Origin of the sequence: Parabacteroides sp. AF21-43 (assembly GCF_003635435.1) — a bacterium.
In the GTDB taxonomy this organism is placed as follows: domain Bacteria; phylum Bacteroidota; class Bacteroidia; order Bacteroidales; family Tannerellaceae; genus Parabacteroides; species Parabacteroides distasonis.
The window spans coordinates 292,240-306,172 of sequence record NZ_QTMG01000001.1; the positions used below are offsets into that span (position 1 = coordinate 292,240).

The following is a 13,933-nucleotide window of genomic DNA, read 5'->3' on the forward strand; positions in this document are numbered from 1 at the left end:
ATGAGCGATATAAATATAACAGAATCAACGATTGCCCTGATTGATTCTTTGAAAAGTACAACAGGTGCATTTGGTTTGGCAGGAACAGGAAGCGAATATAAAATTGTCACAGAAATGTTTCTGTACAAGTTCTTTAATGATAAGTTCGGCTATGAAGCCAAGCGAGATAAAATGTACGGAGAACGGCTAAGCAAAGCAGAAAAGTGGGATGCCGAATATGATACATTTACAGAGGAAGAGGTAGAAGACCTTTTCAGTTATTTGCCTGCTTCTGTGCCGAGACTTAAACCTGAACATACACTCTCTCATCTATATAATTTCACAGGAAAGGGAGATTTCTCTACATTGTTGGATGCTACATTAATAGATATAGCCAATATCAATGCAGATACCTTTTCTGTAACAACTTCCGGAAAAAGTAAGGTAAATATCTTCAGTGCCATAACAACATTTGTAACTGACCAACAAAAGCGTGATGAATTTGCAAAATCGCTGATGCGTAATGTTGCTTCATTCAATTTTGAACATGTATTTATTGAGAAGTATGACTTCTTTTCAAGAATATTCGAGCATTTGCTGAAGGGATTTAATAATGCCGGAGGTGGTAAATATGCCGAATATTATACTCCACGTGCCATAGCCCAAGTTATGGCGAGATTATTGGTCGGGGACAATGCAGATTTACGAGGCGTGACTTGTTACGACCCATCGGCTGGAACAGGTACATTGCTTATGGCTCTTGCTCATCAGATAGGAGAAGATAGATGCTCGATTTATAGTCAGGATATATCAGAAAAGTCGAGTGAAATGTTGCGTCTAAACCTTATTCTGAATAGTTTGTCTGCTTCTCTGCCAAATGTTGTACAGGGCAATACATTGACAGAACCATCACATACAGAATTAAGTGGCGCATTGAAGAAATTTGATTTTATCGTTTCAAATCCTCCATTTAAACTTGATTTTCCAGAGTATCGTGATACATTAGCTGCTGATACGATTCGGTTTTGGGCTGGAGTTCCGAATAAGGTTAAAAAAATCAATCCCGAAAAGCCTCAGATGGGAATATATTTGTGTTTCTTACAGCATGTAATAAACTCTTTAAAGGATACAGGGAAGTCAGCTGTCGTAGTCCCAACTGGTTTTATTACATCAAAAAAACGTAACAATGTTGTTGCCTATAATATTCTTCAAAAAATTGTAGATGAACATATAGTATGTGGATGTATATCAATGCCTACTAATGTATTTGCTACTACCGGAACGAATGTGTCCGTTATATTCTTTGATAAGTCGGCAACAGCAGATAAAGTAATTTTGATTGATGCAAGCAAATTAGGTGAAGAATATAAAGAAGGCAATAACCAGAAACGACGTTTGCTTGATAATGAGATAGATTTAATAGTCAATACGTTCCGCAACAAAGAAGTTGTAGAGGATTTTTCCGTAGCTGTTTCTTACGATGAGATAAAGGAAAAGGGCTATTCTCTTTCTGCTGGACAATATTTCGACATCAAGATAGATTATGTAGATATAACGGAAGAAGAGTTTAACAACCGTATGGCAAATTATAAACAAATACTCTCCGAGCAATTTAAAGAAAGCCATCGGTTGGAAGAGGAAATTATGAAGCAGTTGGATGCTTTGCAGTTCAACGAAAATGTAGGAAACAATGAGTAACGAAATACAGTTTTTGTTATACAATCTTCCCGATAAAGAGGGAAGAGTACAGGTGGTTATAAAAGACGAAACCATTTGGTGTACGCAAAAGGCTATGGCAGAGCTTTTCGGTATTGATAAATCAGGTATTAGCCGCCACATAGCCAATATATTTAGAGAGGAAGAATTACAGCAAGACACGACGGTTGCAAAAATTGCAACCGTCGTAAATCGAGGCATAAGAGGCGAGGTTGAAGAGTTGGTTGATTTCTATAATCTTGATATGATTATTGCTGTTGGCTATCGTGTATCTTCTCCAAAAGCTACCAAGTTCCGTCAGTGGGCTACCAAGATTCTGAATGAGTATATCAAGAAAGGCTTTGTGCTTGACGATGAACGCTTAAAACAGGGAACGGCAGTATTCGGAAAAGACTATTTCCGTGAATTGTTGGAAAGGGTACGTTCCATCCGTGCCAGTGAACGGCGTATTTGGCAACAGATTACCGATATATATGCAGAGTGCAGTATTGACTATGACAAGAACTCGCCTACCACACACGATTTCTATGCCATGATACAGAACCGTTTTCACTATGCCATTACCGGGCAAACAGCAGCAGAAATCATCTACACTAAGGCTGACCATACCCAAGAACACATGGGGCTGACTACATGGAAGAATGCTCCCGATGGGCGTATCTTGAAATCGGATGTGTCAATAGCCAAGAACTATTTGCAGGAAAATGAAATCCGTCGGTTGGAACGTGTAGTAACAGGATATTTCGACTATATAGAAGACCTTATAGAGCGTGAAAACACGTTCAATATGGAGCAATTTGCAGCCAGTGTCAATGAGTTTCTGACTTTCCGCAAATATCAGATATTGCCCGACAAAGGGCGAATCTCTGCGGCACAAGCCAAGACAAAGGCAGAAAGCGAATACGATATTTTTAATAAAACCCAACGGATTGATTCTGACTTCGATAAAGAAGTTAGGGGAATGTTGGGTGAATAATATAGATATAGTATGACAGAAGACGAAAAACTTATCCAAGAAGTACAGGATCAATGCGAGTATTTTGCAAAAGGCATCATAAACAGTCTTTGTAAGCGAGCCATTCGTAAAATAAACTCCTGGAACATTCACATAGGTACAGATGATTATCCTTCTTCGTTTAACTTTTTTAATATTCTCTCAATAGAGTACCAAAGCAAGTGTTACGATGAAATATCACCCTGCTTAGAGGACGCCATAGAGGGGGTATTGGACAATGAGTACGAGAAACTATTGCCGCAAGAGCGGTTCTTTGTGGATTATAGCCAATGCTATTATGATAACGAATTTGACTCTGAGTCTATTAAAAGAAAGATATATGACCGCTTCTACGAAATTCTCAACGAGCATTGGGAGTCAAAGAAAATAGCTAATTTTGAAGAAAAAAGAAACTGGTAATAAAACTACAAAAGTAAATATATACGATTAGATATAATGACTGAAATTAAAGAATTTCTTAAAAGTGAAACCAAAATATCAAAAGATTGCCGAGTGAAATATTGGCTATTCTGTAAAATCTTGGATTATTTACTTGCCAATCAATTTTATATTGGTAAGGACTATGTATCATATAAGGACATCCATACGTATCTTGACAAACAATGCACATTTGACTATATTGACTCTATTCATGCACAAACTGAACTTTGGGTCCATGAAATGTTATGGTTGGGTCTCATCAATTTTGATGAAAACTCACAGCAAATGTCTCTCACACCAGAAGGCTATAAAGCTTGTCAAGAGCAAAGATACCATAGTATTCTTGCATCATTGTATGAAGCAAAATACTCTCGTTTAATTGCAAAGTGGGCATTGATAGTTGCGCTCATATCTGTCATCCTTTCAATAAGTATTAACGCTATCTGATTTCTTAATAATGAAACTAATAGAAACCATAGAGACTTTTATATCAGGTGATTGGGGCAATGAATCACATACGGAAGACACTCCTTGCGAAGTCTTCTGTGTACGTGGTGCAGATATTGAGCCCATCAAAAACCAAGATTATAATCATATACCCAAAAGGTATATTTCAAAACGTAGTTATGAAAATAAGCTGCTACAAGTAGGTGATATAATTGTAGAAAAATCAGGAGGCAGCCCCACACAATCGACAGGAAGAGTTTGCCTTATAACGCCTAACCTTATAGAAAAGTTGCAATCGGTTGATTGTTCAAACTTTTGCGCAGCATTCCGTGTGAAAAAAGAGTGGGATGCGGAATACATTTATCTCTACATTCAGCACTTTTATAACATGGGAGCTTTCTTCAATTTTGAGGGCAAAACTTCAGGAATTAAGAACCTACAACTAGAGCAGGCATACCAAGCCATTGAAATAAAGCCAATTTCTATTGCTGAGCAAAAGAAACTGGCCAAAACTATTCGTACTATCGATGGGAAAACGGCTATAAACCGTTCGATAAATCAGAATTTACCGATACTTGACCGTTCATCAAAAGTGGGAGAAGTTCGTCTCGTTGCTTAGTAAGGAATTCGTTTTCTTTTTGAATTACAAACTGTTTGTTATTAAGAGCTGACACTTGCTTTTCCCATAAATCCAAGATTGCATCACTTGGCTTTAGAATTGGAAATTTCAGCACGTCTTCACGAGACACCTCTTTGAATGTTGTTCCAGTGCCTAGTTGTTCTATCTGCTTGATGTGAATGTTTAGATAATAATACAGGTAAGTTGATATGTTTTCCGCTTTGGGAACAAAGCTCTTAAATCCTTGATTGGTACACAACTCAGTCTTAGCAATAGATAACAGACCTATTGGCGCACGGCTTGACATCAATATTGTATTTGGAGGCAATAAATGAGTACTGCAAGAATTATATCCTGCTTGCGAAATATTGCGTTCTCCTTGATATACAAACTTTTGCTTCTGGTCAGATAAATCTTTCGGAGTAATCCAAACAATATCTCCTCCATAATTTTGTTCATTAATAGTAGAAGGGGTTGCACCATTGTAAACATCAGCAATATCCTCTATATTTTTGTTTTCCCAAGATGCAGGAATCTTACGTTTCAACTTCTCATTCCAAACCATTTCACCGCCACTTGACTTATATGGTCTTCCATTCTCATCTGGAAAGTCAAATTGCACAAACCAGTAATCGTAAAGCTGCTTTGCCATTGCTTCTAAATTCTGATTTATCGGTATATAAGAAAAGGAGAGGAAAAGTCCCCTCCTCAATTTTAAACGATGTGTCAGACATTTAAGTCTTTAATCGGCAATCCATAATTGTTTTGATCAAAGATTCCTCGATAGATGAGCTTTAAACCGAGTGTTTGATAATACTTGTAGTTATCACCTTCGGTACAAAGGTATTTGTAACCGTAGCGTGGCATGTACTCCTTGAAGAAGCGAGCCAAATCTTTCAGGCTTTCTTCTTGGTTCTTCTTGAAGTTACTGCGCACAATGATGATAGACCAGTCGGGGAAATTGCCTCTTCCACAACTATACTCCCAGAAGCGGATGTAGCAGTCTAGATCACGTTCACTGATGTTCACACAAAAGCCATTGGCATTTTGCATCACGCTACAACTGTTTCTGTAGCCGAACTTCTCACACAAGTAGAGATTGAAATCTAGAATCAAATCTTCCATAAATAATTGATTTAAAGTGTTAATAAAAAGTGGATTATAAATGAAAGCCTCGCTTGCGCTTAGCCTTTTTCTTTTTCATCAGCCGATTGAACTCGGCTTCTTCTGCGGCAGTGGCATCGTAGGACGAGTTGCCGTTTAGCAAGCCGAGACTGATGCTTGAGCCATCATCGGAATGGGAAACGCTTTGTTGTACATTATCTTCCTTATGTCTGGATTCCTGTTTGGGTGATTCAAACAAGGATGCACAAGCATTCTCTTCCAGTCGGTTGTCGATATTCAAGTAGCTGAACTCTCGGCTAATCTTAGAGCCGGAGAAAGAAAAACCGTTGTACTCAAATTTTACACCCTGTATTTCCCGTGTAGTTCGGCTGACCTTGAATTTCATATCAATGTCTCGGTCGGCAAGTGCATCCTTTAAGTCAGCCCAATTTTGTACTTGGGACAGTTCCTCTTTCAACGCTTTGTATATCTCATGCTTTGCTCGGTCATAAGGGCGCAATCGTTCCTCCTTGATATGGTCTTTACCATTGGCAAAATGCAAGCGATATTTGGCGGTCAACATTTTGCAAACTTTCTCATTCCTGCGAAAGTCATTCTTGTCGCTAATCGTTTTGCCGTCATTGTCCACTCGATTAAAGACGATGTGGCAATGCGGATGTTCACGGTCGATGTGCCGGGCAATGATGTACTGCGTGTTTTCGATTCCCATCAGTTTCATGTAGTCGTGGGCAATTTGCAACATCAGTTCATCATCATATTTCAAGCGTTCGCTATCTTCCGGTGAGAAGTTGAGCGAAGTATGTCCGACAATATTCTTTACCTTATCATTGAGCAGCGATTGTAACTCAAATTGCTCCGCCATCTGTTCGGGTGTACCTTCTACTCCAACTGCTTCCAGCAATTTGGATTTCTCCTCTTTGAGAACATAGCTAACACAGCCACCGAACGATGTCCCTTTAGTCTGTTTACCTATCATCTTTCAAACGTTTTATAAGTAGGTTAATGTGCTGAGCCATTTCCTTGCATCTGTCCGCTACGGCGAAGAAACCGTAGGTGTTTGCCTGTCTTGCCAACTGGTTAAGATTGGTACTTTCGCCAATCAGTTGACGGATGATGTGAATATGCTCTTGCGTGATTCGTTCACGTACCGAACCGTTTTCGATGAGCGAACGGATCACTTCGCTTTGAGTCTGCTTGCTCCGTCTGCAAAGCGCACCAAGCCATGCGTATTGCTGATATGACAGACGGAGTGTTACTGTATATTTCTTTTCCATTTGAATCTGTTTTTAGTGAATAATGTGTGACCATCGGGAGCCGCCTCCTCAGACTTTTTGAGGAGCAAGTGGTCGGGGAATGTAATACACCGACATTAACTTGCTACAGTAAAAAAGTCTCGATTCCTCTCCCTGAGTTCAAAGTCTGAATCCTCGCTTCTTGGGTGGTAAAACCTTCGGTTGTGGAGTGCCTTGTTGTACGCTGATGAGCTTTAAATCGAATGTCTCTATCAGTGTTTTCAAGACAGGATTCTTCCTTATCATTTGTTGAAGAATGGCTTCGTCAGGCTTCACTTTGAGTAGATAATCAGCTATGTCGTAGCCCTCTTTGCGTTCGTCTTCGGTAGCGTTGGCTTCCAGATAATCGAACATTTGTACTTCAATTCCGCAGCTTTTCATCAGGCTGATTTTGCTCTGCCAATAGTCGGTTGCACCTAAATCAGGGAATAATACAACGCTTCTTCCTGCTAAAACGGATAGGCTGTTGACATTGAAGCAACCGTTCTTTCCACCTGATGCTATCCATAGGAATTGCGGCAGATAGTAAGATGCAATAATTGCCGTTTTCTCGCTTTCGACCAGCGCAACTGGACGGTTTTTGTCTTCGGAAAGCAGATGCTCACCGAAGAAGCACTGCTTCAAATTGTAATCATCTTTGTGTAATACGGAGTGCACCCACGTAACATGATTGTATGGTTCTTTTATTCGCTTACCCGTTTTGGAATTGTAAAGCATTATCTTACCAGTTCTGACTTTACTCCGATTGTCCGTTTGCCAGAATACGGTTGCACCATCCCAATACTTGGATGTACCAACCTTGTATCTCTTCATAAGATTCAATGTTTCCGTCTCTCCGAATTGGGCCGATAGAAACTGAAATAACTTGTTCGCAGAATAGCCTCGTAATGATTGGTTGACTATATCCAAATCCATGTAGGAGATGGCTATCGGTTTTACTTCTTTAATAGGTGTATAACTTCCGAAGCTATTCTCTGCAAACTTTTCTTTCTCAGATGGATTCTGCTCAAAGTAATCACGAGGCGTGAAGTGATAACCACATTTCTGCTCATGATCACAACGCCCCACGTATTCTGGGAACTTGATTTGCTTCTCTGTATCAATGTATTTGGAAAAGCATCTTTGGCGGTGACAGTTCGGACAAGTATGTCGAGTGCTGACACCTTTGTAGGGTTCTAATATGAATCTATGTGTACTCATTGTATGTTTCTTTTTTAGTGTGTCACTTTTGTCGTTATTGTCGTTTTCGTTTGGAAAGTGTCAATACCGACAAAAATGTCACGGGTTAGTCTTTGAATATTCTCCATGTTTCTCTTTGCGAAACAATGTCCCGATGTTGTCATTGAGAAAGCGTTGAAACGTGCGCTCCTTCATCCCGTTTTGCTCGGCTATCTGCATAGCTTGGGCGGTTGTAAAGGATGGAGGAAGCAGATTGACTATTGTCTGTTGTTGGCTGTTGAGCGTATTTTCATTGAGGACATTTTGAACGTTCAATGCAGACTCTTTGAAATACTCCGTCAGTTTGATTGCTCGTTCCACTGTCAACAGGTCGATACAGGTCTTATCACATTCTCCGCAAGTCCATCGTGCTAATTGGATAATCAGACAGAAACGGATGATGTATATTTCCAGCTTGCAATAGATACTTACGATGGTGTCGTTTGTTTCCCGGTCGCACAGCTCAGAAAAATGGTGCTGCCACTCGTAAAGCCGTTTCTTGGCATCCTCTGAGAAAAAAAGGATTTGTGGTTCAATCTCTCCATGTTCATTGAGGTGGCACTCTGATTGTATCAGCTTGTCAATGATGGCATTCCACTCTTGCTCTATATCTTCCGGCAGTTCTTTGTCATTCCACCGTGCTTTCTGTTGCAGATTCGGCATTACAAACAGGATGCGGTCGATAAACCCGTTGCTGGAACGTTCACCTTTAGCCAACTCATTCAAGATTTTATTTTGGATAGTCCCAATAACCGATATGTACGGACGCTTGATGAAGATGGAACTCTTGGCGTTCTTGCGGTCGGACATGGTGGTCTTTGCACTGAATACTGAGAGCCAAAACTGTTCCTCCGAACCGTTGTTATAGCGGTTGAAATTCTTGAACCAAGCGGATAATTCATCAGCCCACAAGCATAACCCACGTTTGTTTTGAGCATGAATGAGGCTCAATCCTTCGGGCGTTACATCCGAAACCAAGAAGCGTTTGCGGATAGGCTCTTGTGGAAATTGCTCACTACCGCTTTCCGCACGTTCCTTGCGGCTCATGCTCATCAGCTCATCGTACTTTGCAAGTGCCTTTTCAAATTCCTGATTCTGTCGGTAGTCATAATCAAGAAACGGCTTCATCGCAAAGCTGAGCGGATGGCTTTTGTTTGCTCCCGGTCGTCCAATTAATGCTATATATAGGATAGGGCTTTCCACCCAGCCTTGCTTGATTTGGACAAGATGCGTGTTGCCAATGCCGACTGCTAGTGCCGTAAGGATAGCTGCGGCAATGTAGTCGGTTGGGTAGTTATGGCATTCGTGTACCTCGCTGATGATACGTTGGATTCTTGTAGGGAATATGCTAACAGGGAAATCAGTACCCGTTAGTCGCATACTTAAATCAACCGCTTCGTCAATGATGGATGCCGGATTAATAGAATATGTATCCATAGCCACACCTATTAAAGTTTCACGGATGATTTGGGCTTATGACGGATGCCGCCTTGCATATTGGCAAGCATCTCTTCGTATGTTTGCTCGGAAGTTTTTCTTCGACCATTCTCAATCCATGCTAGAAGTTCGTCTTCGTAGAAATAGAGTTTTTTTCCTTTCTTATAGGCAGGAAGCAGCCCTTTGCGTACCAATGTATAAATGGTAGGCTTGGCTTTTCTGATAATACGGCAAGCATCCTCAATTTCAACCAACACGTGTTTGTCTGATGCGGGCGGTTGAAGTTCCGATACCATTCTTTTCAACTCGATGACTTGTTCGGTCAGATAACCTACCGCTTCGGGCAGCTTATCAAATGTTACTGTTTCTTTTTGCATACGCCAATCGTTTTTAATTGTTCGATGGCAAAGGAAACAGGTGTTTCAATGGTGGAATTATTCACCAAAATATAACTGATGAATAACTTTTTGATGTAGTTGGTAGAATAATTGCGAAGATTTCGCTATGTTTACAATGTATTAGTTCTTTGATAGACTGAGGAAGGCTTTGGAGACTAGATTATGCTAAAACCTAAAGCGAGCAATCGCACCAAGTCATTGGTAAAATGGGGCGGATATAGTTTTGAAGTATGGCAGAATGGAGACAAGAACATCTCATATAGTTCGTTCATTATTTCCGATTGTCGATACATGGAAGATTCGTATCTACTTCATTAATTTGTGTCCATTTTTTAGGCACGTGAAAATAGAGAGTACAATGGAAGACAATGTCTAAGCATATTTTAGTTAGGTCATATTGATTTTAGGCACGTGGCAATATTGCCCGAACTAAAATTAAATGCTTATGGCTAAAAAAAAGAAGAAGCCTTCAAAGAGAGGGAAGAAGGCTTACAAAATTTCCCTCCATTGTTCTCCAATGATTGTAACACAGGAGAAGAAGATAAAAAAATTGGCAAAATGGATTAAAGCCATTGCTGAATTTATAAAGGCATTGATTCAATTATCGAATGTAATGAAGCCTTTGATTGAATGGTGCAAATCTTTTTTTGAATTGTTATAATCAGCTCTCTAATTTCTTTTTTTGATGATAACAAACGAAAAATATTTACTATATATACTGGGTGTTAATAAGGGACAGTTGGATTACTTATTGGCACACATAGAAGATTACTATTATTCTTTTGAAAGAGTAAAATTTAATAAGTTTACTGACAAACCAAAGAAGAATAGTAATGGAGAAATTGCCACTAGACAAATAAACTCGTCTAGAGGAAAACTAAAAGAGGTTCAAACGCGCCTTTACGATTTTATGTCAAAGCAAGTTAAAATTCCTCAATATGTTTATGGTGGTATTCGGGGGAAAAATAATGTGCGTAATGCTCGTCTTCATCAAGGAAATAAATATATATTTACGACAGACTTGAAGTCATTTTTTCCATCTATTTCTCATAAGCAAGTTTTTCAAATGTTTCTTCGAGAGGGTTGTACGCCTGCTATAGCAAGAATATTAACTAAACTAACTACTCATAAATATCAAGTTCCGCAAGGTGTTCCAACCTCAACTTTAATTGCTAATTTGGTATTTAAACCCATAGGTACGGAAATTGACCAGTTAGCAAAGGAGCATCATATTAAATTTTCAATGTTTGTTGATGATATAACTTTGTCATCTAAAGTTGATTTTAAAAATCTAGTACCTCAGTTCCTTGCAATCATTAAAAAGTCAGGATTCAGAATCAGTCACAAAAAGACACATTATCAAACTAAAAATCCTATTATAACAGGTGTAATATGCCAAAATAACCGACTTCTTGCTCCTTTGGGTTATAAAAAAAAGATAGCAATACTATCCAAGCAGCTCTCAACGCACGAATTTATAAAGAATAAGCTACAAGGAATAAAAGCGTATTTGTCAATAATTGAAAAATCAAGTTCGCTTTGACTATTTATGTTGTCATTATATGTGGTGATTTTATGCAATTCTCCTATCTAATTTAATCTTGCATACGGATTCCGTATGCGACATCTTACGCTCAATGGTAGATATTTCTGAATCACGGAGGGTATGAGCAAATACCCTTTTGATAAATGTGGCTGTCTGCAAACGTGGCTTGCCAAATGCCTTACCTATATTCCAACCAAAGTGCATGATGTCAATGGTTTTTAATTGGGCATCAACCTTTATTTGCTCGACTTTGGGCATAGTATCTGATAAGTAATATTCTGTAATATATCCACATAGACGATTGAGGTCAGTTTCGCTAAGGTAGAGAACCAAGTTTTGTTTCGTATATGCGAGAACCTTATCTAATTTTTCTTGCGATGCTCGTTCCTTCTCAGCCATAGCGTTGGCACGGAATATCTCGTATTCTGATGGCTGATTGGATTCTGCGATGGGTATATTATTGATGGTAGAAGGTGTGGCTTCTTCCTTTGGAAGTTCTGTCACATCTTCATTGAGTTCAGAACACGAAGGGGTAGAAACTTCTTCTGTTGTGTCAGATTTAATTTCAATTTCAGGTTCAGAAATGATGGATTTTGAAATAATGGTACTTTCGGCAAGTTTCGAATGTTTCACTAGAGCTTCTACCACCACAGCCTTATTACGGTAGCCCTCAAATCTCAAAATGCATCTTTCTATTGTTGGGGAAAGGAGTTGTCTGAATGCCATTTGTAGATTGAGGTAGATAGCTCCTATGACAATAGAGCATACTATAAGAATAAGGTAGCTGCTGAACTCGTCCCAACCATAGTGAAGTACGGTCTGACGGGCTAAAACACTAATGATAATGATTGTACCAAAAACAATCAGATGCAATGTTATCTGTTCTATCTTTTTCTGCTCCATAGTGAGTTGTATTAATCGTTTGTGTGCAAATATATAGGATTAATTTTTGAGAAAATCCATAGTTTTGCTTGTCAATGGGCTTTTGACGATATATTTCATCACTTTTCATCATGTTACATGCTTAATAATAAGCGTATTGCAAATTTCTTGTTTTTAGATGAAAATAGTTGGTGCAACAAACTTGTGTATCTCAAAAATAAAAATTATCTGCATCATTTGGGATAAACAATGCAGATAATCAATAGGGTATAGAGGTATAGTTTATTAGCAATACAATGTATGGTTTGTACCTTTGTTGAGATATAACAGGATGTTGTAATCTTGATTATGAGTAACTTTGTTTATTAACCATCTCCTGAATGCTGCAGAATGTCCAGTGTCTATTTGATAGGATAGAGCTATAATCATGTTGAGATTATATACATCGGCACTATTCCTATTTTCCAACTTTATACATTGGCAGATGTCATACTTCTTTAAGACATTGGCTTTCAATATTGCTTTTAAACGGGAATTGATTGATCCAACTGTTGTATAGAATAAGTCGGCAATCTCCCAAACGGTCATCCATACTTCTCCATCAGAAATATGGATACCATGTCCGTTGTTTGTTATGATTCCTCGTTTCATAGCTGTAATTTATTTCAGTGAAATCTTATTGGCTGTCTCTCGTTTCTTTACATTGACCAAATCTGCGTAGATTTGAGTAGTGGAAACGTTCTTGTGGGTTAGCATCTTTGAGACAGTGTAAATATCTGTGCCTAAAGAGATTTGGATAACTGCGTAGGAGTGACGAAATCCGTGGAAGGTTATCGGCTTCGTTATTCCTGCCTTTTTGAGCCAGTTCTTCAGCGGATAATTAATCATACTTCGTTTCAACCCTTTGAATACCTTACCTGTGTCGGGCATACCGCATAGTTCATAGGCTTCGTAGCTGATGGGGAGTGTCGCTTCCGTTTGGGTTTTCTGAGTTCTGATACGCAAGCAATAGCCTTGGTCGGGAGCAATGGCAAAATCTTCCCATTGAAGATTGAGAATATCGCTGATGCGTAAACCTGTCAGACAAGCAAACAATGAGGCGGCTTTCAGAACGGGGATGTCGCAAGGAGTGGCGGCAAGTTGTTTCACTTCGTCCAGTGTCAGGTATTCTTTCTTCACATCTTGTGGTTCAATCTTGTCAAGATAGTCATTGATGTTTTCTCGAAGCCATTTGTCTCGGTAAGTAATCTTCAACAATCCTCTGAAAGTAGAGTAGTAGCCGGATGCCGAATTGAGAGATATGGGACGATTGCTGTGTTTGAGCTGCTTGGCATTCAACAGGTACTCACGGAACTTCTTACATAAATCCACATTCACTTCGCCGAAGGTACATTGCCCTTTGACGAAGTTGTAGAAATGCTGATAGACAAACATCCATTTCTGGTCTTTGCTTCGGCACATCTTTTTGAAGTAGGCGAGAAAGTCGGCTTTCTGTTTGGTCTTGTCTAAGAAACCGAACTCTTCATTGATGAGCGATTGCACTCTGATACAACGGATAGCCTCTGCCTTGTTTAGCATATCGTTGTTGAATTCCCGTTCCATTTCATTTTTAGGATGGGCATAGATGTAGATGCCGAGATATTCCCGACGGCTCATCTGCATGGTTTCGGGGTTACGAACTGCCGGATAATAATCCAGATACAAGGAGATGCGATTATTCCGAATCGCTCTCTGACGAACTGTTACTTTTGTACACGTGTGTGTCATACTGTTTAATATTTAGAGTTTTACATTTGTTTGGTGCAAAGGAATAAGGTGATTCAATGGTGAGAACATTCA

At 39.3% G+C, this 13,933-nt stretch carries 17 protein-coding genes; 7 read left to right on the forward strand and 10 right to left on the reverse strand.

Annotated features, from left to right (window positions below; translation table 11 throughout):
• The 5 genes from DWX84_RS01295 to DWX84_RS01315 are packed head-to-tail and all read left to right on the forward strand — an operon-like array spanning window position 1 to window position 4,196.
• Window positions 1-1,677, forward strand: a complete 1,677-nt coding sequence (locus DWX84_RS01295; RefSeq protein WP_005859077.1) for a class I SAM-dependent DNA methyltransferase — start codon at window positions 1-3, stop codon at window positions 1,675-1,677.
• Window positions 1,670-2,671 (forward strand): virulence RhuM family protein, encoded by a 1,002-nt coding sequence (locus DWX84_RS01300; protein WP_005859076.1) that lies wholly within the window; start codon window positions 1,670-1,672, stop codon window positions 2,669-2,671. Before DWX84_RS01295 ends, DWX84_RS01300 begins: the two co-directional genes overlap by 8 nt.
• 12 nt (window positions 2,672-2,683) lie before the next feature.
• On the forward strand, window positions 2,684-3,109 hold the full coding sequence (locus DWX84_RS01305) for a hypothetical protein (protein WP_005859074.1): 426 nt from the start codon (window positions 2,684-2,686) through the stop codon (window positions 3,107-3,109).
• A 36-nt stretch (window positions 3,110-3,145) separates the two neighbouring features.
• Window positions 3,146-3,577, forward strand: coding sequence for a hypothetical protein (locus DWX84_RS01310; RefSeq protein ID WP_005859071.1), 432 nt, complete (start codon window positions 3,146-3,148; stop codon window positions 3,575-3,577).
• A gap of 10 nt (window positions 3,578-3,587) precedes the next feature.
• A complete protein-coding gene (locus DWX84_RS01315) occupies window positions 3,588-4,196 on the forward strand; it encodes a restriction endonuclease subunit S (protein ID WP_008779798.1) in 609 nt (202 codons plus the stop codon).
• Here the strand turns inward: DWX84_RS01315 and DWX84_RS01320 are convergent.
• The 7 genes from DWX84_RS01320 to DWX84_RS01355 all read right to left on the reverse strand — a co-directional run bounded on the left by DWX84_RS01320 (window position 4,117) and on the right by DWX84_RS01355 (window position 9,645).
• Window positions 4,117-4,848, reverse strand: a complete 732-nt coding sequence (locus tag DWX84_RS01320; RefSeq protein ID WP_106390636.1) for a restriction endonuclease subunit S — start codon at window positions 4,846-4,848, stop codon at window positions 4,117-4,119. The genes DWX84_RS01315 and DWX84_RS01320 overlap by 80 nt on opposite strands.
• 74 nt (window positions 4,849-4,922) lie before the next feature.
• Entirely contained in the window at window positions 4,923-5,321 is a 399-nt protein-coding gene (locus DWX84_RS01330; protein ID WP_005859043.1) for a hypothetical protein, read from the reverse strand.
• Between the two features lie 34 nt (window positions 5,322-5,355).
• On the reverse strand, window positions 5,356-6,297 hold the full coding sequence (locus tag DWX84_RS01335; RefSeq protein WP_005859041.1) for a relaxase/mobilization nuclease domain-containing protein: 942 nt from the start codon (window positions 6,295-6,297) through the stop codon (window positions 5,356-5,358).
• On the reverse strand, window positions 6,287-6,595 hold the full coding sequence (locus DWX84_RS01340; RefSeq protein ID WP_004316509.1) for a MobC family plasmid mobilization relaxosome protein: 309 nt from the start codon (window positions 6,593-6,595) through the stop codon (window positions 6,287-6,289). The genes DWX84_RS01335 and DWX84_RS01340 overlap by 11 nt, the downstream gene beginning before the upstream one ends.
• 138 nt (window positions 6,596-6,733) lie before the next feature.
• Complete coding sequence (locus DWX84_RS01345) at window positions 6,734-7,813, reverse strand: DUF6371 domain-containing protein (RefSeq protein ID WP_005859039.1); 1,080 nt, start codon at window positions 7,811-7,813, stop codon at window positions 6,734-6,736.
• Between the two features lie 78 nt (window positions 7,814-7,891).
• Window positions 7,892-9,268, reverse strand: a complete 1,377-nt coding sequence (locus DWX84_RS01350; RefSeq protein ID WP_005859037.1) for a DUF3987 domain-containing protein — start codon at window positions 9,266-9,268, stop codon at window positions 7,892-7,894.
• 11 nt (window positions 9,269-9,279) lie between these two features.
• Window positions 9,280-9,645, reverse strand: a complete 366-nt coding sequence (locus DWX84_RS01355; protein WP_005859036.1) for a helix-turn-helix domain-containing protein — start codon at window positions 9,643-9,645, stop codon at window positions 9,280-9,282.
• Between the two features lie 466 nt (window positions 9,646-10,111).
• Here DWX84_RS01355 and DWX84_RS01360 point away from each other — a divergent pair, with 466 nt between their 5' ends.
• Both DWX84_RS01360 and DWX84_RS01365 read left to right on the forward strand, forming a co-directional pair.
• Window positions 10,112-10,327: a hypothetical protein gene (locus tag DWX84_RS01360; RefSeq protein WP_005859034.1), complete on the forward strand. Its 216-nt coding sequence runs from the start codon at window positions 10,112-10,114 to the stop codon at window positions 10,325-10,327.
• Between the two features lie 24 nt (window positions 10,328-10,351).
• Window positions 10,352-11,209, forward strand: a complete 858-nt coding sequence (locus tag DWX84_RS01365; RefSeq protein WP_005859032.1) for a reverse transcriptase family protein — start codon at window positions 10,352-10,354, stop codon at window positions 11,207-11,209.
• Window positions 11,210-11,239: 30 nt separating this feature from the next.
• Here DWX84_RS01365 and DWX84_RS01370 read toward each other — a convergent pair whose 3' ends face one another.
• From DWX84_RS01370 to DWX84_RS01380, 3 genes are all read right to left on the reverse strand, one after another.
• Complete coding sequence (locus tag DWX84_RS01370; protein WP_005859030.1) at window positions 11,240-12,115, reverse strand: hypothetical protein; 876 nt, start codon at window positions 12,113-12,115, stop codon at window positions 11,240-11,242.
• A gap of 264 nt (window positions 12,116-12,379) precedes the next feature.
• Window positions 12,380-12,745 carry a hypothetical protein gene (locus tag DWX84_RS01375; protein ID WP_005859029.1) on the reverse strand — a complete coding sequence of 122 codons (366 nt, stop codon included), beginning with the start codon at window positions 12,743-12,745 and terminating at the stop codon, window positions 12,380-12,382.
• A 9-nt stretch (window positions 12,746-12,754) separates the two neighbouring features.
• Window positions 12,755-13,861: a site-specific integrase gene (locus DWX84_RS01380; protein ID WP_118403265.1), complete on the reverse strand. Its 1,107-nt coding sequence runs from the start codon at window positions 13,859-13,861 to the stop codon at window positions 12,755-12,757.
• Window positions 13,862-13,933 lie beyond the last annotated feature (72 nt).

Coding starts and splice junctions, on each gene's coding strand:
- DWX84_RS01295 (WP_005859077.1), top strand. CDS start 1: ATGAGCGATATAAATATAACAGAATCAACGATTGCCCTGATTGATTCT.
- DWX84_RS01300 (WP_005859076.1), top strand. CDS start 1,670: ATGAGTAACGAAATACAGTTTTTGTTATACAATCTTCCCGATAAAGAG.
- DWX84_RS01305 (WP_005859074.1), top strand. CDS start 2,684: ATGACAGAAGACGAAAAACTTATCCAAGAAGTACAGGATCAATGCGAG.
- DWX84_RS01310 (WP_005859071.1), top strand. CDS start 3,146: ATGACTGAAATTAAAGAATTTCTTAAAAGTGAAACCAAAATATCAAAA.
- DWX84_RS01315 (WP_008779798.1), top strand. CDS start 3,588: ATGAAACTAATAGAAACCATAGAGACTTTTATATCAGGTGATTGGGGC.
- DWX84_RS01320 (WP_106390636.1), bottom strand. CDS start 4,848: ATGGCAAAGCAGCTTTACGATTACTGGTTTGTGCAATTTGACTTTCCA.
- DWX84_RS01330 (WP_005859043.1), bottom strand. CDS start 5,321: ATGGAAGATTTGATTCTAGATTTCAATCTCTACTTGTGTGAGAAGTTC.
- DWX84_RS01335 (WP_005859041.1), bottom strand. CDS start 6,297: ATGATAGGTAAACAGACTAAAGGGACATCGTTCGGTGGCTGTGTTAGC.
- DWX84_RS01340 (WP_004316509.1), bottom strand. CDS start 6,595: ATGGAAAAGAAATATACAGTAACACTCCGTCTGTCATATCAGCAATAC.
- DWX84_RS01345 (WP_005859039.1), bottom strand. CDS start 7,813: ATGAGTACACATAGATTCATATTAGAACCCTACAAAGGTGTCAGCACT.
- DWX84_RS01350 (WP_005859037.1), bottom strand. CDS start 9,268: ATGGATACATATTCTATTAATCCGGCATCCATCATTGACGAAGCGGTT.
- DWX84_RS01355 (WP_005859036.1), bottom strand. CDS start 9,645: ATGCAAAAAGAAACAGTAACATTTGATAAGCTGCCCGAAGCGGTAGGT.
- DWX84_RS01360 (WP_005859034.1), top strand. CDS start 10,112: ATGGCTAAAAAAAAGAAGAAGCCTTCAAAGAGAGGGAAGAAGGCTTAC.
- DWX84_RS01365 (WP_005859032.1), top strand. CDS start 10,352: ATGATAACAAACGAAAAATATTTACTATATATACTGGGTGTTAATAAG.
- DWX84_RS01370 (WP_005859030.1), bottom strand. CDS start 12,115: ATGGAGCAGAAAAAGATAGAACAGATAACATTGCATCTGATTGTTTTT.
- DWX84_RS01375 (WP_005859029.1), bottom strand. CDS start 12,745: ATGAAACGAGGAATCATAACAAACAACGGACATGGTATCCATATTTCT.
- DWX84_RS01380 (WP_118403265.1), bottom strand. CDS start 13,861: ATGACACACACGTGTACAAAAGTAACAGTTCGTCAGAGAGCGATTCGG.